At 41.9% G+C, this 22,458-nt stretch carries 25 protein-coding genes; 8 read left to right on the plus strand and 17 right to left on the minus strand.

Annotated features, from left to right (window positions below; translation table 11 throughout):
• Positions 1-5: 5 nt before the first annotated feature.
• The 4 genes from rlmD to LQ188_RS19240 form a co-directional block, all read right to left on the minus strand.
• Positions 6-1,394, minus strand: a complete 1,389-nt coding sequence (gene rlmD / locus LQ188_RS19225) for a 23S rRNA (uracil(1939)-C(5))-methyltransferase RlmD (protein ID WP_230177836.1) — start codon at positions 1,392-1,394, stop codon at positions 6-8.
• Positions 1,391-2,275, minus strand: coding sequence for a DNA-3-methyladenine glycosylase (locus LQ188_RS19230; protein ID WP_230177837.1), 885 nt, complete (start codon positions 2,273-2,275; stop codon positions 1,391-1,393). Before LQ188_RS19230 ends, rlmD begins: the two co-directional genes overlap by 4 nt.
• A 122-nt stretch (positions 2,276-2,397) precedes the next feature.
• Entirely contained in the window at positions 2,398-3,174 is a 777-nt protein-coding gene (pdaA, locus tag LQ188_RS19235) for a delta-lactam-biosynthetic de-N-acetylase (protein ID WP_230177962.1), read from the minus strand.
• A 388-nt stretch (positions 3,175-3,562) separates the two neighbouring features.
• Entirely contained in the window at positions 3,563-3,748 is a 186-nt protein-coding gene (locus tag LQ188_RS19240) for a hypothetical protein (protein WP_101224872.1), read from the minus strand.
• A gap of 109 nt (positions 3,749-3,857) precedes the next feature.
• Between LQ188_RS19240 and LQ188_RS19245 the strand changes: the two genes are divergently transcribed.
• Positions 3,858-3,995, plus strand: a complete 138-nt coding sequence (locus LQ188_RS19245) for a hypothetical protein (RefSeq protein WP_230177838.1) — start codon at positions 3,858-3,860, stop codon at positions 3,993-3,995.
• A gap of 47 nt (positions 3,996-4,042) precedes the next feature.
• Here the strand turns inward: LQ188_RS19245 and LQ188_RS19250 are convergent, their stop codons facing one another.
• Together LQ188_RS19250 and LQ188_RS19255 are read right to left on the minus strand one after the other, a co-directional pair.
• Entirely contained in the window at positions 4,043-5,611 is a 1,569-nt protein-coding gene (locus LQ188_RS19250; protein WP_101224873.1) for a fumarate hydratase, read from the minus strand.
• A gap of 290 nt (positions 5,612-5,901) precedes the next feature.
• Positions 5,902-6,087 (minus strand): SE1561 family protein, encoded by a 186-nt coding sequence (locus tag LQ188_RS19255; RefSeq protein ID WP_101224874.1) that lies wholly within the window; start codon positions 6,085-6,087, stop codon positions 5,902-5,904.
• A 149-nt stretch (positions 6,088-6,236) separates the two neighbouring features.
• On the opposite strand from LQ188_RS19255, the gene yfkAB reads away from it, so the two are divergent.
• Positions 6,237-7,364, plus strand: a complete 1,128-nt coding sequence (yfkAB, locus tag LQ188_RS19260) for a radical SAM/CxCxxxxC motif protein YfkAB (RefSeq protein ID WP_230177839.1) — start codon at positions 6,237-6,239, stop codon at positions 7,362-7,364.
• Between the two features lie 36 nt (positions 7,365-7,400).
• Here yfkAB and LQ188_RS19265 read toward each other — a convergent pair whose 3' ends face one another.
• Positions 7,401-8,213 carry a YfkD famly protein gene (locus LQ188_RS19265; RefSeq protein WP_230177840.1) on the minus strand — a complete coding sequence of 271 codons (813 nt, stop codon included), beginning with the start codon at positions 8,211-8,213 and terminating at the stop codon, positions 7,401-7,403.
• A gap of 469 nt (positions 8,214-8,682) precedes the next feature.
• Positions 8,683-9,741 (minus strand): calcium/proton exchanger, encoded by a 1,059-nt coding sequence (gene cax / locus LQ188_RS19270; protein WP_230177963.1) that lies wholly within the window; start codon positions 9,739-9,741, stop codon positions 8,683-8,685.
• A gap of 187 nt (positions 9,742-9,928) precedes the next feature.
• On the opposite strand from cax, the gene LQ188_RS19275 reads away from it, so the two are divergent.
• The gene (locus tag LQ188_RS19275; RefSeq protein WP_101224877.1) at positions 9,929-11,095 is read left to right on the plus strand and encodes an MFS transporter; all 1,167 of its coding nucleotides are present in this window, start codon (positions 9,929-9,931) and stop codon (positions 11,093-11,095) included.
• Between the two features lie 333 nt (positions 11,096-11,428).
• Entirely contained in the window at positions 11,429-13,348 is a 1,920-nt protein-coding gene (locus LQ188_RS19280) for a heavy metal translocating P-type ATPase (protein WP_101224878.1), read from the plus strand.
• Positions 13,349-13,584: 236 nt separating this feature from the next.
• Here the strand turns inward: LQ188_RS19280 and LQ188_RS19285 are convergent, their stop codons facing one another.
• Both LQ188_RS19285 and LQ188_RS19290 read right to left on the minus strand, forming a co-directional pair.
• On the minus strand, positions 13,585-14,424 hold the full coding sequence (locus LQ188_RS19285; RefSeq protein WP_101224879.1) for a YihY/virulence factor BrkB family protein: 840 nt from the start codon (positions 14,422-14,424) through the stop codon (positions 13,585-13,587).
• Positions 14,425-14,440: 16 nt separating this feature from the next.
• Positions 14,441-14,833 (minus strand): YtxH domain-containing protein, encoded by a 393-nt coding sequence (locus LQ188_RS19290; RefSeq protein ID WP_101224880.1) that lies wholly within the window; start codon positions 14,831-14,833, stop codon positions 14,441-14,443.
• A gap of 221 nt (positions 14,834-15,054) precedes the next feature.
• On the opposite strand from LQ188_RS19290, the gene LQ188_RS19295 reads away from it, so the two are divergent.
• The 4 genes from LQ188_RS19295 to LQ188_RS19310 all read left to right on the plus strand — a co-directional run bounded on the left by LQ188_RS19295 (position 15,055) and on the right by LQ188_RS19310 (position 17,399).
• On the plus strand, positions 15,055-15,279 hold the full coding sequence (locus LQ188_RS19295; protein WP_034305672.1) for a DUF1128 domain-containing protein: 225 nt from the start codon (positions 15,055-15,057) through the stop codon (positions 15,277-15,279).
• Positions 15,280-15,376: 97 nt separating this feature from the next.
• Positions 15,377-16,642 (plus strand): gephyrin-like molybdotransferase Glp, encoded by a 1,266-nt coding sequence (gene glp, locus LQ188_RS19300; RefSeq protein WP_101224881.1) that lies wholly within the window; start codon positions 15,377-15,379, stop codon positions 16,640-16,642.
• Entirely contained in the window at positions 16,630-17,145 is a 516-nt protein-coding gene (gene mobB / locus LQ188_RS19305) for a molybdopterin-guanine dinucleotide biosynthesis protein B (RefSeq protein WP_230177841.1), read from the plus strand. The genes glp and mobB overlap by 13 nt, the downstream gene beginning before the upstream one ends.
• Positions 17,146-17,156: 11 nt before the next feature.
• A complete protein-coding gene (locus tag LQ188_RS19310; protein ID WP_063234700.1) occupies positions 17,157-17,399 on the plus strand; it encodes a DUF2164 domain-containing protein in 243 nt (80 codons plus the stop codon).
• A gap of 40 nt (positions 17,400-17,439) precedes the next feature.
• On the opposite strand, the gene map is transcribed toward LQ188_RS19310, so the two are convergent.
• The 7 genes from map to LQ188_RS26855 form a co-directional block, all read right to left on the minus strand.
• Positions 17,440-18,186 (minus strand): type I methionyl aminopeptidase, encoded by a 747-nt coding sequence (gene map, locus LQ188_RS19315; RefSeq protein WP_101224883.1) that lies wholly within the window; start codon positions 18,184-18,186, stop codon positions 17,440-17,442.
• Between the two features lie 106 nt (positions 18,187-18,292).
• The gene (locus LQ188_RS19320; RefSeq protein ID WP_076370894.1) at positions 18,293-18,808 is read right to left on the minus strand and encodes a type 1 glutamine amidotransferase domain-containing protein; all 516 of its coding nucleotides are present in this window, start codon (positions 18,806-18,808) and stop codon (positions 18,293-18,295) included.
• Positions 18,809-18,938: 130 nt separating this feature from the next.
• Positions 18,939-19,214, minus strand: a complete 276-nt coding sequence (locus LQ188_RS19325; protein ID WP_230177842.1) for a late competence development ComFB family protein — start codon at positions 19,212-19,214, stop codon at positions 18,939-18,941.
• A gap of 49 nt (positions 19,215-19,263) precedes the next feature.
• Positions 19,264-20,019, minus strand: coding sequence for a flagellar motor protein MotB (motB, locus tag LQ188_RS19330; protein WP_101224884.1), 756 nt, complete (start codon positions 20,017-20,019; stop codon positions 19,264-19,266).
• Complete coding sequence (motA, locus tag LQ188_RS19335; protein ID WP_230177844.1) at positions 20,012-20,803, minus strand: flagellar motor stator protein MotA; 792 nt, start codon at positions 20,801-20,803, stop codon at positions 20,012-20,014. The genes motB and motA overlap by 8 nt, the downstream gene beginning before the upstream one ends.
• Before the next feature lie 349 nt (positions 20,804-21,152).
• Positions 21,153-22,250: an AbrB family transcriptional regulator gene (locus tag LQ188_RS19340; protein ID WP_230177846.1), complete on the minus strand. Its 1,098-nt coding sequence runs from the start codon at positions 22,248-22,250 to the stop codon at positions 21,153-21,155.
• Positions 22,251-22,290: 40 nt separating this feature from the next.
• The gene (locus LQ188_RS26855) at positions 22,291-22,419 is read right to left on the minus strand and encodes a hypothetical protein (RefSeq protein WP_286141446.1); all 129 of its coding nucleotides are present in this window, start codon (positions 22,417-22,419) and stop codon (positions 22,291-22,293) included.
• Positions 22,420-22,458 lie beyond the last annotated feature (39 nt).

The raw sequence follows: 22,458 nt of genomic DNA on the forward strand, positions 1-22,458 counted from the left end.
ATTCGTTAGTTTCCTTCTTTTAGTATGAGTTGCGAGACACACTCTACATGGCTCGTCTGCGGGAACATATCCACAGGCTGTATGGCCTCAACGCGATAAGAAGTGCTCAGTTCTTGTAAGTCCTTGGCCAAAGTGGAAGGGTTGCATGATACGTACACTATGGTTTTCGGTTTTACTTTCAAGATTGTCTGCAGTAATGATTGGTCACAGCCTGATCTTGGCGGGTCGACGACAAGTACGTCCGGTTTCCAGCCTTCTTTGGTCCAGCGTGGAAGGATATTCTCGGCCTTGCCTGTTTCATAGTATACATTGTCGCGTTTATGTTTTTCAGCATTTTTCTTGGCGTCCTCGATGGATTCTTTAATGACATCCATTCCTCTGACTTCCTTGGCATTTTCAGACAGCCATAGACCAATGGTTCCTACACCGCAATAAGCGTCAACCACTTTTTCCGTGCCGGTTAAGGCTGCCGCTTTTTTCACTTCATCATATAAGCGAACAGTTTGAACGGGGTTAAGCTGGAAGAATGTACGCGCTGATAGTTCGTATGATAGGTCACCCAATGTTTCGTTGATGACTTTTTCGCCTGCCAGGTGAATCGTTTTTTCGCCAAATATCAGTGATGTGTTTCGGTTGTTGATGTTTTGAACGACCGATTTCACTTCTGGCAATTGGTCCCGAATTTGTTTTAGCAACTGATCTTTTTGTGGAATTTCCTCCGCACCTGTAACAAGGACAACCTGCACTTCACCTGTTTCAAAGCCTACCCGTGTAATGACCGTACGAATAACACCTTTTCTTTTTCTTTCGTTATATATTGAGATGTTCAGGTTCTTTAGAATCTTTTTCACTGTTCGTGTTACCTTATTTGTTGCCTTATGCTGTACAAGGCAATTCGGGATATCGATCAGATTATGTGAATTCAAGCCGTAAAGGCCAGCAATCAATTTACCATCTTTTTGGCCGACTTGGTACTGACTTTTATTGCGGTAATTCCAAGGATCTTCCATACCGATCGTTTCTTTTACATTTAATGAAGAAACCGGGAATTTCGAATGGCGCTCCATCGCTTGAATGACGATATCGCGCTTTTCGATAAGCTGCTGGTCATAGCTTAAATGCTGTAACTGACATCCGCCGCATTCAGCGTAAACCGGACATGGCGCTGCAATGCGATGCGGTGATTCTTTACGGATGGTTTTTATTTTCGCCTCGGTGAAGTTTGGCTGCACCTTTGTGACCAAAGCTACAATTTCTTCACCAGGCAATGCTCCTGGGACGAAGACGACTTTCTTTTTGAAATAACCGACTCCCTCTCCATTAATGCCAAGCCGTTTAATCGTAAGGGGAAGGGTTTGATCCACTTCCAGTTTTGTATCTTGAATGTTTGTCATTTCTTTTCACTCCGTTTTTCAATGCTTCTCCACAAATAGAGGGAAGCGTAGCTTAGATATGGAGCCCATTTCTCACTATAGGACTCCATTTCTTCTTGGGTTGGCTTTTGCGGTAAGCCATATAATATTTTCAAGGCATTTTGAATGCCAATATCGGCTTTAGGAAATAGGTTCGGCCGGCCAAGTCCAAAAAGCAGGAAGTTTTCAGCCGTCCATCTACCGATACCGCGTATTTTTATTAGTGTATCCATAACCTCTTGATCGGATAGCTTTTCCATTATATCAAGGTTGAGATGGCCCTGAATGACCTGCTCGGAAAGTCCGATGACGTATTCCGCTTTCCGGCCGCTGAATTGAATGGCTCTCAATTGCTCGATTTTTAGTTGGGCGGTTGTTTCCGGCGTCGGATAAAACCAGGCACCTTCCATCTGGTAGCCGAAGGTTTTAACGAATCGTTCCGTAAGCGTATGGGCAAAGGATAAGTTCAATTGCTGATGTATGATGCATTTAACGAGGCAACTGTAGTAATCGAAGTCCAAGACTATGGCAGTACCGCGGTGCTCTTCGAAGATTTCACGCAAATCGGATTCCCGGAAATGCCTGGAAACGCCTTCTAATGGCTGATGCCAATGAAAGACCTTTTTTAACCGTTCGATCGCTTTTGACTTGTATACCTCTGAATGACCTTTGATGATAAAAGATGGTTCATCGATATTTCCTATTGCTTGAACCTGCAAAACGATTGGTTCATTTTCTATATATAGCGGAACTTTTACCGTCCTGTTAGTGAAATCAACTACCTGAAGTGGGTCTAACGATAATCGTTCGAGAACTAGATCGAAATTATAGGGTCCTTGAACCTGTAATTTTTCTGTCCACACAAGCGATCCATCCTTTAGCAGTTTTCCACGTATTATAGCATGTTTCCTGAAACATTACTTGAAATTGAGGAGAATGGATAAAAGCGGGACCTGAATTATCTCTACAGGACCCGCTTCTCACTTTAATAAAGCATTCGGTTCGGCAACTGCTTCTCAATCATTAAATCATCAAGGCTACCGAAAGCATACCCCTGTTTTTCAAGATCCGTCAGAATCGAGTCCAAAGCATCCGCATTATCCTTCGATACGGTATGCAATAATAATATCGCACCGGGATGAATCTGCTTAAGCACTTCATCGTGTGCGAACGCGGCACCCTTTTGTTGATCAACAATCCAGTCTCTATATGCCAGTGACCAGAAGATGTGGTAATATCCTTCTTTTTTTGCGATCCTCATCGTTCTTTCATTAAATACCCCACGAGGCGGTCTTAAGTAGTTCATTTCCTTTTGCCCCGTTAATTTTTCCGTTGCTTCTTTTACCCGCTCAAGCTCCGTGCGAATCACATCGTCCGTCACGCTGGTCATATCCGGATGGTTCCATGAATGGTTTCCTACGATATGCCCCTCATTAGCCATACGGACAACAAGCTCAGGTGCCGTTTTTAAATAATGACCCGTGACAAAAAAAGCTCCAGGAGCACCATGTTTCTTCAGGACATCTAAAATTTGGGCCGTATAGCCATTTTCATAACCGTTATCAAATGTTAAATAAACGACTTTTTTCTTTGTATCCCCCTTATAAATCGCTTCATATTCAGGCAGCATTTCATTGAATTTTTTACCGGCATCGGCAGGTGTCCCATTTTTTCCTTTATTGAAACCCCAGTTATAGGATTCTGCAAAAGCCGGGCTTGCCAAAGAGCATATCAAGCAAATAAAAGCGGATAAAATCACCATTTTTTTCATTGGAATATCCCCCATGTTCTTTTTTCTTATTGTTTGGAACATGGAGATTTATATGCATGATATTGTGAAGGTCGAATTGATCTCGTTGTAGGTCGATTTTTTCGCTCCGTAGGTCGAATTTCTGCCGCCGTAGGTCGAATTTTTTGCTCCGTAGGTCGAATTTCTGCCGCCATAGGTCGAATTTTTTGCTCCGTAGGTCGAATTTCTGCCGATTTAGGGCGAATTGGTCTCGCCACAGGTCGATTTTTCGCTCTTGAGCCGTATAAATTTCGCTCTGGATCAAATAAACGCCCCGGAGGCCGAATTAGTTCGTTAGTGTCTATAATCAGACGCAAAAAAGGGCCTCTCCTCCGAAAAGGATTGGCCCTCCATGTTTTGTTTATCCTTTAAATAGCGCTTGTGCCGCCTTCCAAATAATGGCGATAGCGAAAATGAGAACGATTACAATTCCGATTACGTCAAGGAATGTTTCAAGTCCGGAGAAAATCGTGTTTGCCACAGGAAGTTTGATGAAAGCAAAACCGGTTAGCATGGCCATAAAGAATAAGAAGTAGTTATTCTGCATGAAAATCCCCCCTTTCTCTTCTAATGTATGTGCGACCTTTCCAAAAGATTGTACTTTTTTGAGGTAATTTTCGCCTTTTTTTCATATACATTAGCAGGGGGGGAATGAAATGCTGGAATGGGTTATCACTTTAGGCTTTGTTGGTTGTCTTGGTTTAGGTGGTGGAGTGTTTGTTCATTTTGTGAAAAGTGGATTGAATTTAGAGGATGCATCAAGGATCGATCCACTGCCGGAAATAGAGGAGTAAGCTATGCAAAAGACGCTCACCGTTTGGCGAGCGTCTTTTGCATACATTTATTTAAATACTGGTTCTTTGAATTGCGCCAATTTTTCCAATGAAGATTGCTGAACGTCTTTATGCAGGCTGTTTCCATGTGAATCCATGGTAACCACGGCAGTAAATCCTTCAACATTCAGATGCCACATTGCTTCTGGAATACCAAATTCAGTGAAGTTCACACCTTCGACGGATTTGATGCAGTCTGCATAATATTGAGCAGCCCCGCCGATTGCATTTAGATAAACGCCGCCGTGCTCACTTAGTGCTTCTAGTGTTTTTGGTCCCATTCCGCCTTTACCGATAACTGCACGGATGCCGAATCGTTTCATGATATCGCCTTGGTATGGTTCTTCACGAATACTTGTTGTCGGTCCGGCAGCCTTTACATGCCATTTGCCTTCTTCGTCCTTCAGCATAACCGGTCCACAGTGATAGATGATTTGTCCATCTAGGTCGATTGGTGCAGGATTTTCAGATAAGTGCTTGTGGATGGCGTCACGGCCTGTATACATTCTGCCGTTAATATGAACGACGTCACCAACTTTTAATTCACGGATTTGTTCTTCCGTGATTGGTGCTTGCAGGGTGATTTCACGGGAAGCTTCAACATCCGATTCTGCAGCGGCTGCCACTTCATCCTTCGCTGCTTTTTCTGCTTCCAAAGCAAAGTCGATTTTCTCCCCTTCTTGATATAACCACTCATTGATTTCGCCTGTTTCCGGATTGACTTTCACTCCTAAACGGCGGAACGCCCAGCAATTGTAAGCAACGGAGACGAAAAAGCTTGCCGGAATACGGTGCATGACACCGATTTTACATCCAAGCAACGTAGTTTCGCCGCCAAAGCCCATCGTGCCGATTCCCAATTCATTAGCTGTATCCATGATGTAATCTTCAAGTTTACGAAGGTCTTCATTCGGATTCACATCTTCATTACTGCGGAAAAGTTGAGCCTTAGCCAGATCATATCCGGATGAACGGTCCCCTCCGATACCAACTCCGATGAAGCCGGCACTGCAGCCTTGTCCTTGTGCTTGGTAGACAGAGTGAAGGACACATTTACGGATTCCGTCCAAATCACGGCCCGCTTTTCCCAATCCTTCAAGCTCCATAGGCAGACTGTATTGGATGTTTTTATTTTCACAGCCGCCGCCTTTTAAGATAAGACGAACATCAATATAGTCTTTTTCCCATTGATCGAATTTAATGACAGGAAGACCTTCCCCAAGGTTATCCCCGCTATTTTCACCCGATAAAGAGTCAACTGCGTTTGGACGAAGTTTTCCGCCCTTTGTCGCTAAGATGATCGCATTCCGGATTGCTTTTTTTATTTCAAGTTGGTTCACGCCAACTGGAGTTTTTATTTTGAAAGTCGGCAGACCAGTATCCTGACAAATCGGTGATACATTGTCGTCAGCCATTGTAATATTATTCGTGATAGTGGTCAGGCTCAATGCAGAACGAGTACCTGCATTTTCACGTTGTTTTGCACTTTTGACCGCACGACGAACATCCTTTGGAAGATTCGTTGAAGTTTCAACGATAAGACTGTACATACTTTCTTGGAATTTTTGAATATCCAAATTTCTCTTCCCCCTCTTATTTCCCCTAGATTTAATCATTTCCCTGCTTCTCTATAAATAGCGAATGATACAACACCCGTTTTATTATACATCTAACATAATCTTTCGAAAACAAGTAATTATTTTTCATAATGAAAAGCAATTTGGAGAGAAATGAGCAAACCCGCCAGAAATAACCCATGAATTAAATTTAATCACCAATCATTTCCATTAAAAAAAGGATGACGCAGTATTCCCGTCATCCCTTCATGAATATTAACATTGAAAAAGTCATACTATCGAAACAGATATTAATCTTCGCGGGTTTTGAATTGTTCCACTTTGCCTTCCAAATCATCTAACATGCCGATCAAACGGTCTATATCTTCCAACTCCGTATTTTCGGGTTCGATATGATCAAGAACTTCCATGAACATCGTGAGGCGTTCTTTTAAGTATGTTAATTGTTCGTTTTTACCTGTAATGGATTTTCCCATGAGGCACTCTCCTTCCGTTCTTCTTTCATCGTAACGAAATCTGCTTGAAAGTGCAATGGCAAGCTATAAATGCACTCTCCGCCATTTGACATTTTTTGTCCCCATTGTTCATAATGGGTTAGTGCATTATTACGTAAGGAGTTTTAAATATGTCAATAATCAAGCAAGATCTTTTAACACCAATTACACCCAAGTATGACCCTTGGGAAGCATATATGGACGTTGAACAATATGGAAAGCTCAGCCTTACCAATGTGGAGTTCACCACCACCACCCTTTGCAATATGCGTTGTGAGCATTGTGCCGTCGGTTACACACTCCAGCCCAAGGACCCGGATGCACTGCCACTGGAATTATTGATTCAGCGCCTCGATGAAATCCCTTTGCTTCGCTCGCTCAGCATCACTGGCGGGGAGCCGATGCTTTCAAGAAAACAAGTGAAGAATTATGTTTTGCCTCTATTGAAATATGCCCGTAGCCGCGGGGTCCGGACACAAATCAATTCCAATTTGACCCTTGACCTGGAACGGTATGATGAAATCATTCCTTATTTGGATGTTCTGCACATTTCACATAACTGGGGAACGATCGATGAATTCATTGATATCGGCTTTGCCATGATGGACCGAAAACCATCTCGGGAACAGCGAAAGAAATTATTCGATAAAATGATTGAAAATTCCCGTGCCCTGACCAAGGCTGGTGTGCTGGTTTCTGCAGAAACGATGCTTAATAAACGGACATTGCCGCATCTTGAGCATATTCACAGACAGATTGTCGATGAAATGGGATGTCAAAGGCACGAAATTCATCCGATGTATCCAAGCGATTTCGCTTCGGCACTTGAAACTTTATCATTGGACAAAATGCGTGAAGCGATTCATCATTTGCTTGATATCCGTGATGAAAATGTTTGGATGCTTTTCGGTACCCTGCCATTTTATCCTTGCAATAACAGTAAAGAGGATATAAAGCTGCTTCAACGCCTTTATGGTTCACATAAAGTAACTGTTCGTAATGACCCTGATGGACGTTCCCGGTTGAACATCAATATTTTTACCGGGGAAGTGATCGTGACCGATTTCGGTGACGCGCCTACATTAGGGAATATCAAAGACCAACCTTTGACCGAATCCTATGAAACATGGATGAATTCGAAACTCGCCAATGAATTGAATTGCCATTGTCCGGCAGTCAAATGCCTAGGCCCGAATGTTCTCGTCAAAAATGCATACTACCCGAAGGAGGACTTCAGGATCAGGAAGTCAACCATATGAAGAAAAAAAACTCGCCATTCCGGCGAGTTTTTCAATTTACCTGGGTTGTTGCGAGACTGTAAAGCTGAAGGAAACATGGTCCTGAACCGGTATCCATGCACCGATGCCTTGTGAAGTGATGTTCTTTATCGTAATGGTTCTTTTACTTCCTTTTAAGTTCAAATACACTTCCCCATATGTGATCTTCCCTTTTTCATTGACGGCGGAAGCATAACTGGATAAGTAACCTATCCTATTAGAAGCAACATTGTATACTTCATCTTTTTTTGTACCAGCTCCGATGATCGTTTCAAAAGCCAACGGCAAATTCGTTTTCTCAGTGGCTTTTAACAGCATCATCTTTTGAACATCCTCTGCCTTAGGGATTTTCGCTGTAAGACCGCCACTCACTGCCTTTTGACTTTCCTGGACATAACGGATCCTGTATGGAACCTCACCGCCGCGATTATCGTAGTAATTCGTATTGATTTTTTGGTACTCCCAGTTTGGCGCCGATTCCGAAGACTCATAATTCAATGCCCAATGGCCAAGGTAAATCGTCGCCCTGTAACCAAAAGCAAGCGGAGCTTTTGCAATTGCCGATTCATTCAACATATGGATGAGTTCTGGATTTTCAATCTTGATATCCGACGAATCGATCAATTGTTCGGCCAACTTACTCGGCTGCAGCATCGGAAGATCCTGGGTTGGGTTCGGATACGTATTCTCCTTTGCAATATTCAAAACGGAAGGTGGGATTTTCACCATATTCGGATTTGCTTTGCCTTCTGGAATATCAGCTGCAAAACTTACATTCGCCTGAATAAAGGCAATTAGGGCAATCATCGTAATAAGAATAGTTCTTCTCATGCTGTCGCACTCCTTTTGAGGGGTTCAATCATTTTGTTATAGATTTTGTTTTTAGCTAACATTCTATACATTTCATTCTTATTTCGATTTTGTAATGAATTTGTAAAGTTCAGAATATTTACTTTTTTATTTAAATCGGTTATACTTATTTTACATTATAAAAAGGAGGCGAAATCGTTCATACCTATTAAACCTTCAGGAGGTATGCTTATCGAACAATCCATGACACCCTTTTAAAGGATGACAGAAAACGAATTCGCCTATACTTAAATCTGATGTAAAAGGATGGTGTGACACTCTAGAATATTTCTCAACTTTTACAAAAGCATGATGAAAAATTTTGGAATGACTTATGAATGGTAATTTACTAATATAGAAATGACTCTGCTAAATCTAACCTGAGCAGAGTCATTTTTATTTTTGAATTATATAAAAAGAAAGACCTCCCGCATCGGAAGGCCTGCATTTCTTATAATAAGTAAAATCCAATTCCCATGATGAAGTAAGCGGCCAATAAGGTAAGGCCTTCAAACCAGTTCGTTTCCCCGTCATTCGAAATCATGATCATCAGAAAGACTGCTGTAACCATTGATATCAGTTCTGGCATTGTGAAAACAAGCGGCATATGAGTTGGATACATTAATGAAATAAGTACGAGTACAGGAGCTACGAACATCGCTACTTGAAGTGTGGAACCAACGGCAATTTCCACTGCGACATCCATTTTGTTTTTATAGGCCATTATGACGGCTGACGCATGCTCTGCCGCGTTACCCACGATTGCAACGATAATGACACCTATGAATAACTCCGACCATCCGAAGGTTTCCCCCACCTCGCTGAACGTATGAACAAGTTTCTCCGATACATACGCAACGGCCAATGTAGCGGCAGCAAGTATAATAATTGCCTTTTTCCTGCTCCACTCCGGTACTTCCTCTTCATGTTCCTCGGGTTTCTCCGTATGCTGATATACCCCACGGTGAGTAACCAATTTAAAGAATAATGCAGCAAGATATAATAAGATCAAAATAATGCTAATTCCTACACTTAACGACATCGTACGTGATTCACTCATATCTTGTGTGAATACTTCCGGTATGACGAAGGCTACAATAACTGCAAAAATCAATAGACCGGCATTATGCCTCGCATCGAATACATTAAATTTCTGCCGTTTGTATTTAGTCCCTCCGACAAAGAATGAAAGTCCTGCCACCAACAATAAGTTTCCTAATACGGAACCAGTTAAAGAAGCCAACACGACCCCCACAAGCCCCGCCTTTAATGAAAAGATGGATATGATCAATTCCACTGCATTTCCAAAGGTTGCATTCAAGAGACCGCCAATCCTTGGTCCCATAACGATCGCTAAGCTTTCAGTCGCACGGCCCATGAATCCTGCTAGCGCAACGATGGTTAAGCAATATACGATGAACATGATCACGCTCGGCCAATGCACTAATGACCCAATGACTGATATAGGGACGCCTAACAGGACAAGCCCAAAAAATATTTTATTCACGATACTTCTCCTCACAATCCTATAATTCCTTTATGTAACAAAAACTATCATACATAATCTTCGGGAGATGACAAAGGAAAATTTTATCATCCTCTCTCTTCTTGTCAATATTTACCCAAATTTCTATTGCTTAATCCTCTTCCTAAGATGTAACATCAAGAAGGTATACATTTCTAGGAGACTTGATTTTATGAATAATAAATTGCTTTTTAGCGTTTTAATCTTAATTGTCGGCATATCGGGGTTTTCTCAAGGGATGCTTCTGCCGATCATTGCCATCATTTTTGAAAATGACGGAATTAGCTCATCCCTAAACGGGTTTCATGCAGCCTCGCTTTATCTTGGAATTCTGTTGATTTCTCCTTTTATGGAAGCCCCGCTCCGTAAATACGGCTATAAGCCTTTGATATTATTTGGCGGTATAACGGTCATTCTATCGCTTGCATTATTTCCTGTTTGGAAATCATTCTGGTTTTGGTTCGTCCTGCGTTTCTTCATTGGAATCGGCGATCATACACTTCACTTTGCTACCCAGACATGGATCACTGCCATTTCACCAAAAACGAAGCGCGGAAGGAATCTTGCCATTTATGGACTTTTCTTCAGTCTTGGGTTCATGGTTGGCCCGATGATGACGAAGCTTCTCGAGATTAATCAGTCTTTACCTTTCATCATCACATCCATACTTAGCCTTCTAGCTTGGTCCACTGTTTTCCTTATTGGAAATGAGCTCCCTGAACAGGATGATTCTGAAAACACATCATTCTTTGGCACACTCAAAAGGTTTACGAAAGTTAGCCGCATAGCTTGGGTCGCTTTTTTACTTCCGTTCACATTTGGCGTGCTTGAAGCATCATTGAATAGCAATTTCCCTGTATTCGCCCTGCGCTCCGGAATCGATTTAACCGCAGTATCCATCATCATCCCGGCATTTTCCGCGGGGACCCTGCTTACCCAGATTCCCTTGGGGATGATAAGTGACCGTTTTGGCCGGCGAAAGACCTTGCTGACGATACTTTTTTCCGGGTTTGCCATATTCACTCTTGCAGGGATTTATTCTTATTCAGTGCTTGGTCTTTTCATTTGCTTTATGTTTGGCGGAATGATGGTTGGTTCGACTTTCTCGCTGGGAATCAGTTATATGGCAGACCTTTTGCCTCGAAACCTATTACCTGCTGGAAATTTATTATGCAGTATCTTCTTTAGCCTCGGCAGCATCAGCGGTCCGTTTTTTGGCGGCCTTGTCATTGAACATATACAAGGCGGGAATTTTTTCTATATGATCAGCATCATGCTTTTCCTTGTCTTCATTTCGTTGGCCTTGTTTAAGGAGAAAATGCCTGCTTCAGTTATTTAGTATAGTTTATTATCTGGACTACTTCTTTTATTATTCAATTTGAATGGTATTTCTCAATAGCGGCTGAATATTTGGTTAGGATGCACTTTATATATTTTACTAGATTAGAATCATTCTTCTTTATTTCCGAATAGGATATGTGGTATTATAATAATAACAAAAGGGACATTACGTTTAAAAACCTTTGAAAACATTGCTGTCATCGCAATTTTGGTGGCAGCTTTCATATTTTATCCAGAGAAATGACGTTGATTATCTTTCTCAATTAGATATCACACAAATGATAATCTATATCATTTACACAAAATAGAGAAGAATGTGGGAGGGAATCTTATGACTACAGATACTAAACATTTAACCCAACCGGCTTCATGCCAAACCACTTGGTTGGAAAAAGCAAAACCTCATCTAGAACTTTTTGCTGCATTGTTCAGCGGTTTATTAATAGTGATGGGATGGGCCCTTTCAAAGAACGGAATGGAGTCCACTTCCATCGTCATATACTTAGCTTCTTTCTTGATTGGCGGATATGCCAAAGCAAAAGAAGGAATAGAAGATACGATTGCCGACCGGGAATTGAATGTTGAGATGCTGATGATTTTTGCGGCCATCGGTTCTGCGGTCATCGGATACTGGACGGAAGGTGCCATATTGATTTTCATCTTCGCTTTAAGCGGTGCCCTTGAGACATACACGATGAATAAAAGCCATAAAGAAATTTCGGCACTTATGGACTTACAGCCTGAGGAAGCACTGCGCATCACTAACGGATATGAAGAAACCGTATCCGTTTCACAGCTGCATGTCGGAGATCTGATTTTAGTGAAACCAGGTGAGAGAGTTCCTTCAGATGGAAAAATCACGGACGGCCGTACCAATATCGATGAAGCCGCCATCACTGGTGAATCCATACCGGTAAGCAAATCATTGGATGATGAAGTATTTGCCGGAACGGTTAACCTCCGTGGTACGATTACCGTGGAAATCACCAAACCAGCAAGTGAAACATTATTTCAAAAAATAATCACTCTCGTTCAATCCGCACAAAGTGAAAAGTCCCCTTCCCAGCTGTTCATTGAACGGTTTGAAGGTACTTATGTAAAAGTGGTATTGACCGTTGTCGGCTTGATGATGTTCGTACCCCATTTCATATTGGGGTGGAGCTGGACCGAAACATTCTACAGGGCGATGATCCTGCTCGTTGTCGCTTCACCTTGTGCACTTGTGGCTTCTATTATGCCAGCAACGCTATCTGCCATTTCAAATGGTGCTCGTCATGGCATTTTATTTAAAGGCGGCATCCATCTTGAGAATCTAGGTAACCTGCAGGCAATTGCTTTAGATAAAACAGGTACATTAACAAAAGGAAAACCCGAGGTAACGGATGTCATTATCCGCGAAGATTTAAACGAAGATGATTTCTTATTTCATATTGCATCTGTTGAAAATTATTCAAACCACCCTTTGGCAACATCGATCGTACGTTATGCCAAAACGAAATTGCAAAGAGACATCATTAAACCGGATAACATGGAAGATATCTCAGGCAATGGGGTTCAAGCATACATCAATGGCGTGCTTTGGAAAGTCGGAAAAGCTGATTTCGTCGGTCGCAGTGAAGCAGAACGATTCCAAAATGGCATTGCACTGACATTGGCTGAACAAGGCAAGACAATCGTTTATGCAAAGGATGATCAAGGGATTGCCGGTATTCTCACTTTGAAAGATGTCGTGCGTGAAGAAACCATTATAGCCATCGAAGCTTTGAAAAAGGAGGGCATCCATACCGTCATGCTGACAGGCGATGGTGAAAAAACGGCTAAAGCGATTGCGTCGGAGAGCCACATTGATGCATATATTGCCGAATGCCTGCCAGAAACCAAAGTGACTGAAGTGAAAAGGCTGAAAGAACATTTTGGCACTGTAGCAATGGTTGGGGATGGCATCAATGATGCACCTGCACTAGCAACGGCATCTGTGGGAATTGCAATGGGTGAAGGCACGGATGTTGCCTTGGAGACAGCGGATGTTGTTCTGATGAAGAATGACTTGCCGCGCATCGCGGAAGCAGTCAAATTATCCAAGAAGATGAATCGAATCATCAAACAAAACGTCATCTTTTCAATTTCGGTCATCATGATCCTGATCGCATCCAATTTCCTTCAATTCCTTGACCTTCCATACGGCGTCATTGGACATGAAGGAAGCACAATTCTCGTTATACTGAACAGCTTAAGACTTTTGAGAAACTAAACATGAAAAAAGGAGCCCTCCAAGGCTCCCTTTTTTTATGATCGTTTCAATTTAGTGATATCCGTTCTTACCATTTGCAGAACCTGATGTTTTATGGTTCGAACCTTTATTTTTTCCTTTTTGCTTTGTGCTGCCATCCTTTTTACTCATGAAAGAACTCCTCCTCATCAAAAGTTGTTATTTCTTGAATAGTATCTGCAGCATGATAGTCCGCTATTACGGGAACTCCAGGAAGCTCATGCACATTCTGGTTTTTGCCTTTCACTTATGAGCGCATTTATTTCCCCGCCCAGTATGATGATGAGCCCTGATAAATAAAACCAGACCATTAATACGATGATCCCTCCAAGGCTCCCATATGTTGCGGAATAATTAGCGAAGTTCTCCACATAAAAAGAAAACAAAAAGGAAACAAGACTCCATCCTGCCGTTGCAAAGATAGCACCGGGCAGTACGGTTATGCATTTTTGCTTTATGTTGGGGGCAATCCAATAAAGGATCGTGAACACAATTAAAAATACAAGCGTACTTATTACCCAGCGAAGCTGGTTCCAAATCATAAGAAATTCATCGGATTGTCCAATTTCGGCAAATAGGAATACTCCGATCTGTTTTCCGAATACCGGCAGCAATAAAACGACAATAAAAACAAAAATCATCGCTAATGTGAGCAGAATCGACATTCCCCGGGAAATAAAGAAAGTTCGACTTTCTTTTACATCATATGCATGGTTAAATGCTTTAATGATTGCATTCATCCCATTCGATGCCGACCATATCGTTCCGATGACACCAAACGACAATAAAGTCCCATTCGCTTCCATTACTTCAGATAGGTTGGCCTCAATGATTTTCATCGAATCGTCAGGCGCATATGTACGGACGGTATTTAATATATCTTCTTGGGAAAATGGCAGATAGGCCAATAAGGTGAATAAAAAAATAAGTAACGGAAACAAGGAAAGTAAGAAGAAATAAGACAGCTGTGCGGCAAGCCCCGACACATCATCCATCTGTAACCGTTTTATGAAAGTCTTGAAGAATGAGCCTTTCAGCCATTCTTTTTTATTGGCCATACCTCCACCCCATTTTCTAATTTAAGGAAATCCGTTCATGGTGACTTGAAGATGACTCATCTTGCTCTGCAGCAAAAACTTCCTTCGTCTCCATCACCACTTGGGCAACTTGCGATGGAATATCTTTCATTTCCTCCACCTTTTGGGAAATGAAGGATACATCATCGGAAATTTTTTCAACAGTGGAACGGACCTTGGATGATGTTTCACGTACTTGTGTAAGCACCCCATTGGGATTCTTCACGAATTCCTTCATATTACTCATGCAGCTTTTACTGTTTTCCAATACAGAATTACGCGTATCCTTGTCAAAAAGGCTTATCGCAGCCCCTGCTAACGCACCAATAAAGACCGCTTGCATAAATTTACTTTTCTTGACACACTTATATTCTTCTCGAATGTTGCTCATATATTCTCCTCCTCGTCATATATTAGTTGATGGATAATGGTAGCTATCTCCATTATACAATGTTTAAAAAAGTTTTTTCCTATCTTTTCCCAAACTCCCTCAGTTTAAAACGTGGAGATGACCAAGGATATTGGGGATCAAGCTTCGTAATATTCATTGACTTCCAGCGATAATCATGCAAAGATGAAAATAATTTAGGAACGTATGAAAGGATGAGGGAAATGGATTTAACGCAAAACACAGCCGAAAGTGTCGAGTTTATGATCGAAGCAATCAAGGATAAATTAAAAGTGATGAACTTCGGTGCAATCAAATCAACCCATTTTGATATCGAAATGTACGAAGAGCTGCACGATATTTATACAATGGTGATGAAAAAAACGAATTTCAGTGTCCGTGAAATGGAAGCGATCGCCGAGGAACTTGGAAGACTGCGTAATAAGTAACATTCAAATCCTCCCGTACCGGTGAGGATTTTTTTCATTTTTAAAATAATTCTGATACATTTGATATAGAAATTGAAAACTGACAGGAGTTGTAAGCATGTTAGAAAGAAGAACACCCATCAGTATTGCGGAAGCAGTGGAAAAAGTGATGAAGCATAAATTAATAGGACATGCGGAACTGATTCCCCTCAAGGAAAGCCAAGACCGTTTTTTGGCTCAAGATATTGTAGCTACAAATGATGTTCCGCATTTTAACCGCTCTCCATACGATGGATTCGCCCTCAGGTCCAAGGATACGGCAGAGGGTTCCATAAATAACCCTCTTGAGTTCGAAGTGGTTGAAGAACTGGCTGCGGGGATGGTACCGACTGTCCCTGTACAAAAAAATCAAGTGGCGAGAATCATGACTGGAGCTCAGATGCCAGCTGAGTGTGATGCCGTAATCATGCTCGAGCTCACAAAGGAATTCGAAAAGGACGGAAAGAAGTACATATCATTTAAACGCTCACTTAAGGAAGGCGAAAACGTTTCTTTTCAAGGAGAGGATGCAAAGAAAGGCGATGTTCTTGTAAAAAAAGGAACAACGATCAATCCAGGGATCATCGGCTTGCTGGCAACATTCGGATATGCCGAAGTCCCAGTTGCCAAGAAACCTGTCGTCGGATTATTCGCTACAGGCTCGGAACTTCTTGATGTTAACGAACCGTTGCAGCCCGGGAAAATCCGTAATAGCAATTCACATGCCATCTCCGCCCAAATTCGGAGGACCGGAGGAGATGTCCGCTTTTATGGAAAGCTTAAGGACGAATTCGAATTAAGTTACGAGGCCATTTCAACTGCCTTGGAGGAAGTGGATTTGCTCATTACAACTGGAGGGGTTTCTGTCGGTGATTTTGACCTTCTCCCGGATATTTATCAAAAAATGGGTGCTGAAGTCTTATTCAACAAAGTGGCCATGCGCCCCGGCAGCGTGACGACTGTAGCGGTATATAATAACAAATTTTTATTCGGTTTATCCGGCAATCCTTCCGCCAGTTATGTTGGCTTTGAACTATTTGCAAGACCGATCATCCGCACCATGCTGTTTTCGGAACATCCGCATTTACGAAAAGAGACGGCCCAATTGGCAGAAGACTTTTTAAAGCCCAATCCATTCTCACGTCTGCTTCGGACCCGATTATTTTACGAATCAGGCCAGTTGAAGGTAATTCCTAGCGGTGTGGATAAATCCAATATTACAACAAGCTTGGCAGGTGCCAATTCACTGACCGTCTTACCTGGGGGGACCCGTGGTTTCCAAACGGGAGATTTCGTGGACATCCTGCTCCTCGATGACCAGGAAGGATGCAAATGGCCTTGGTGAAGCCTTTTATTTTTCAGGTGGTTGGCTACCAAAATAGAGGAAAAACGACCTTCATAACGAATATTATCAAAAAGCTTCGCAAAGCCAAATTAGAGACAGCCGTTTTAAAACATCATGGACATGGCGGAAAACCGTATGTTAACGGTATGAAGGATTCCAATAAACACTTTCAGGCTGGGGCGGCAGCTTCACTTGTTGAAGGTGATGGAACAATCGAGCTGCTCGGGAATTTCAAGGGTGAAGCCCCTATAACTGAGCTGATTCAATTACTGTGTCTATTTCTCCCTGATGTGATTTTAATTGAGGGTTATAAGCAAGAGGACTTTCCTAAGGTCATTTTAATCAAGGAAGAAAGTGACCTCGTGTTATTGGAACGGCTTACTAATGTCAAAGCAGCAGTGGCTTGGCCCGAATGTCTGGAACGAACCAGGAATCATGCTTCAGTTCCCGTATTCCCTTTGGATTCAGATTCATTCATTACATGGTTTTTAGAACAAATATGAAGGAGGGCACAATGTTCATTCAATTTCCCATAGAAAAACGCCGCAAGATGATCGAAAGTATCCAAGAATATGTGTATCAGGAACATGGCAAGGAAATCGGAGAAATCGCTGCTGAAAATCACTTACAGTTCATTTTCGAAAATATTGCTCCATTTATTTATAATGAAGGTATCAAAGATGCTAAAAAAGTCATTGAGGACAGATTAGGAAATATCGAAGAAGATTTGTATTCATTGGAACGGCCAATTGATTAAAATGAAAAACAGCATCATAATCGATGCTGTTTTTTCATTTTCATTGTTCGGTCAGAATAAGCGGACCGTTTTTCGTAATGGCAATCGTATGCTCATATTGAGCCGAGTATTTCCCATCTGCAGTGGATGCCGTCCATCCATTCGGATCCCGGCTTGCTTTATATGTACCTACGTTTACCATTGGCTCGATGGTGAATACCATGCCTTCCTTAAGACGCGGACCTTTATTCGGCAGTCCATAATGCGGAACCTGCGGCTCTTCATGAATGACACTTCCTATCCCGTGCCCAATGAAATCACGAACGACAGAGAAGCCTTCCGCCTCGACATATGTTTGTATGGCATGACCAATATCTCCAATCCGATTGCCTTCCACACATACTTCAATCGCCTTATATAAAGATTCCTTCGTCACATGAACCAAATGCTCGGTTTCCTTTGAAACCTTACCGACCGTATACGTCCAGGCTGAATCGGCAAGGGCCCCGTTATAATTGACGACCATATCAATCGTTACGATATCTCCATTTTTCAAAGGGGTCTTACGAGGGAAACCATGACAGATTTCTTCATTTATGCTGGCACATGTCGCATACTCATACCCTTTGTAACCCTTTTGTTCCGGCTTCGCACCATGTTTTTTTAAGAATCCTTCAACAAATTCTTCTATTTCCCATGTTGTCACCCCAGGAACAATCAACTTAGCTATCTCCCTATGACAAGCTGCCAAAATTTTACCCGATTCATGCATCGCTTGAATTTCACGTGCAGATTTTAATACGATCAATTGTGACACTTCCTTTTTTATTCGTCTCTCCTTTTATTTTACTGCAAAGATGAAAGTATATGAATCCTTTAAAATGAAAAATCCCGGCAGCTGCCGGGATTTTTCATTATTTCAATAGATTGAGCGATTCCCGGTTAAATGCCGGAAGATCTTCAGGTGTCCTGCTGGTTACAAGCTGGTTGCCGCAAACAACAACCTCCTTGTCCAAATATGTTGCACCTGCATATTCCATATCGACTTTAATGGATGTATATCCTGTTGCATGGCGTCCTTCAAGTGTTTTGGCTGTAATCAGCAACTGCGGTCCATGACAGATTGCAAATACAGGCTTCTTATCATCCATGAACGATTTGGCGAAAGATACGAAGCGTTCGTCAGCACGCAGCTGATCAGGCGAGAACCCACCGGGGATGAATAATGCATCGAAATTTTCCGGTTTCACTGAGTCGATGCTTTCATCAATCTCGACTTCTACCTCCCCTTGTTTCCCTTTAACTGTTTTCCCTTTTATCATTTCAATCGTCGTTACCGTATGGCCGGCTTCTTCAAATGCCTTTGCCGGTTCACTATACTCCGAGTCCTCAAACATATTCGTTACTACACATGCGATATTTTTACCCATAATAATTCATCTCCTCAATTTTTGATCGAATGAACATACTTTGCACTTTATTTATGTTCCCTCTGCCACCATAAATAAAACACATAATTAATGTTAGTGCTAAATTTCATTAGCCTATCCCCAAAGCAAATCAATGTTTAGGATACTGGCCAACAACGTGTATCGCATTGATGATTCTTTTATTGATCCATTTCCTGTTTTCTTCTGTATTCAAATTTCCAAATATCCTTTTCCGCCCTTCTTCCGTGGTTACATAGTAATTAGGCAGGTTATTCAATGATAATGTGATGATGTCATTTTTACATTTACCGCATGAACAAAATGTTTGGTATTCCATACCTGACATTAAAACCTGCACCCAAGTCACAACGATTTCTTCCATCACATTTGTATATTCTCTTTCCATATAATCTCCTTAAAAAAGAAAAACCCGTCCATTCTTGACAGGTTTTCACTCACTCATTTATCGCTGTCCGTGGAACAATTAGGATTTCAACTCTCCGGTTTTTCGCCCTTCCTTTTTTCGTTTCATTGGAAGCAACCGGCTTGAATTCCCCATGTCCTTTAGCGCTGAACATTTCGGGATCCAACTCTTTATTTTCGAGGAGAAGCTTCATAAAATTCACGGATCGCATCACGCTCAGATCCCAGTTGGATTCATACTGGTAATTCTTTATAGGAATATTATCTGTATGTCCGCTTACGATAATGTTTCTGGGTAAATCCATGATTAGTAGATCTGAGATTTCCTTAGCGATTTTTCGGTTTTCACTTCTCACCTCAGCCACACCCGATTCGAACAGCACGTTTTCCCTAATTGAAATCAACATGCCTTCATCCGTTAGGTTCGTTCCCAATTTATTCGTTAAATCATTCTTTTGGATGTAGGCATTTACACGCTCCTGAACTTCCGTAAGTTCTTCTTGCTCGTTTTTCCCTAGCTTCTCAAGATCTTCCGCACCTGTTCTTTGTTCAGGTGACGTTGGCTCATTGCTGGGGGAATCACTTGGAAAATCCATAAAACCCGTTCCGCTTGTAAAAACCTGGTTAAATACATTGGACAACTGCTGGAACCTTACTGCATCAACCGAACTTGAAGCGAACAAGACGATAAAAAGCGCGAGAAGCAATGTTAAGATATCGGCGTAGGGAACCAGCCATGATTCATCGATATGCTCTTCATGCCTTTGTTTCTTTTTGCGCCTAGCCATCTTCTCTCACATCGCCTTCTAACCACTTTTTACGATCTCCAGCAGGCAAATATGATGTTAATTTCTGTTCAATCGTTCGTGGCGCTTCCCCTTCGATGATCGATAAAATACCTTCTATCATCATTTCTTTGATTCGAACTTCCTGCTGCGACTTCCGTTTTAGCTTATTGGCAAATGGATGCCATAAAACATACCCCGTGTAAATACCCATCAAGGTTGCGACGAACGCGGCAGATATGGCATGTCCCAAAGCCTCCGTGTCGGCCATATTACCCAATGCAGCTATCAGCCCGATTACCGCACCCAATACACCCAGCGTCGGTGCGTATGTACCGGCTTGACTGAAAATCGCTGCCGCGCTTAGATGACGTTCTTCCATCGCATCTATTTCCTCAGCTAAAATATCACGAATATAATCGGCACTTTGACCTTCGACTGCAAGATTCAAGCCATTTTTCAAAAAAGTATTATCCACCTGATCCGAAATGCTTTCCAATGCCAATAAGCCTTCTTTCCTGGCAATGACCGCCCATTCAGAAAAGGTTTTTATTAAATCTTCAGGCTTTGTCAATTGTTGTTCAAAGAATAAAATCTTGAATATTTTTGGTAGTCTTTTTAATTCCGACAAAGGGAAAGCCGTTACGACAGCAGCTATCGTCCCTACAATAATGATCAAAATAGCCGCCGGGTTTATCAGCGCCGTTACACTAACGCCTTTCAACACCATTCCGACCAAGATGGCCACGATACCCAGAACTACGCCCAAAACTGATGTTATATCCATAATACTCACCCATTCATTTAAAGTCTCGTCTCCTCCTTATATCGGATGAAGTTCAAAAAAAGTGAGGATTATTTTACTATTCGATTTCAATTTTCACTAAATCATCACAAAATCCACCAACTTTATTGCCTTGATGAGCTTAACCAACAGCACATTTCAATATTTTAGGTACAATATCCTTTCAGAGCGGAATTACCAGCCTGTTTTGTACGAAATTATCTCAATACGTCTGGAATATGGGCATCTACTCGTGAGTTTTGGCGGTTTCTACTCGTGAATTTTGGCTGTTTACTCGTGAGTTCAGCATTTTACTCGTGAATTCCGCTTAACGCAAAAAGGACAAGGCCTGTCAGCTTTGTCCCTGTTTTTGTTTCCCGAGGTTTCTTCCGGCCAGCCATTTTATGATGGGTGACAGAAAAAATAAAATGAATAAGATCCTGAATAAATGAAAGCTTGTGACAACGGATAAATCCACATGCACCGACATGGCTGTGACTGCCATTTCGGCGACACCGCCTGGCGCCATGCTCAAAAATAATTCGTTCGCCTGTAAAGATAGGATTGGGGCAAACTGAATGGAAAGATAATAGCAAAATCCAATCAATAGGACATTACTGACGAATACGGCCCCGAACATCTTTCTGAAAAGTCGGGGGTTATCAACCTTCAGTGTGTAGCCTAAATGTGCGCCGATCAACAATTGCGATAAGTTCAACCAAAAGTCAGGAATCTGCGGTGCACCTGGGCCTGCTAAATTGAATAGTGCTGCGGCCATGAGAGGTCCTAGCAAAAAAGGGAGCGGAAAATTGGCTTTCTTTGTGATGAAGATGAATATCAGCAATGTTACCAACATCATGATGGCTAATTTCCCATCATATTCAAATAAGAAAAACGGCCGCTCCGATACGGCCATTACCGCACCTGATTCAACTGACATTACATGGGTCACAATCCAAGGAACAATGGATATCACAAGGATGACCCGCAGTGTTTGCATGAAACCTACAACCGTTTCATCACTATCCTTCATTTCCTCACTTAAGACCACCATCTGGGAAAGGCCTCCCGGAAAACTGCCAAGCATCGATGTGCTCAAGGATAAGTTCATTCGCTTTCCGACAAACCATCCAGTCAACACTGTAAATGAAATGATTGCAATTGTCGTAAAAAGCATAACAGGCAGATATTCAATCATCTCATTTAGCGATTGTTTCGTGAATGAACTGCCCAGTTGTAAACCTAGAATGACCAATCCAGTACTTCTAAAGGTTTTAGACCAATACAAGTACTTCCTTAACTTCACTTTAGCAATCATCACGACGAATAATGGTCCAAGCATCCATGGCAGGTATATTCCAAGGCTATCAAACGCATAACCACCCAGGAAAGCTAGAAAAGCTGTAAAGATGACTCTAAAACTCTTACTCTCGATTAAATATACACTCACAAAATTACCTTCTTTATATAAGCGGATTTTCATCTTTATCTTAACATAAAATAGGCGGATTCAAAGCTGCATCCACGCTTGTTTTCAACATTCCATTGTCAGGATGCCAATTGGACATTTGCCGTTCTTGGGGCGCCTCCCTCACCAGTGCATTTTTATATTTCATCATGTTTTCGCTCTATGAAAGGAACAGCACGTGACTTCCACT

The organism is Peribacillus sp. Bi134, assembly GCF_918698065.1.
Lineage (GTDB): Bacteria > Bacillota > Bacilli > Bacillales > DSM-1321 > Peribacillus.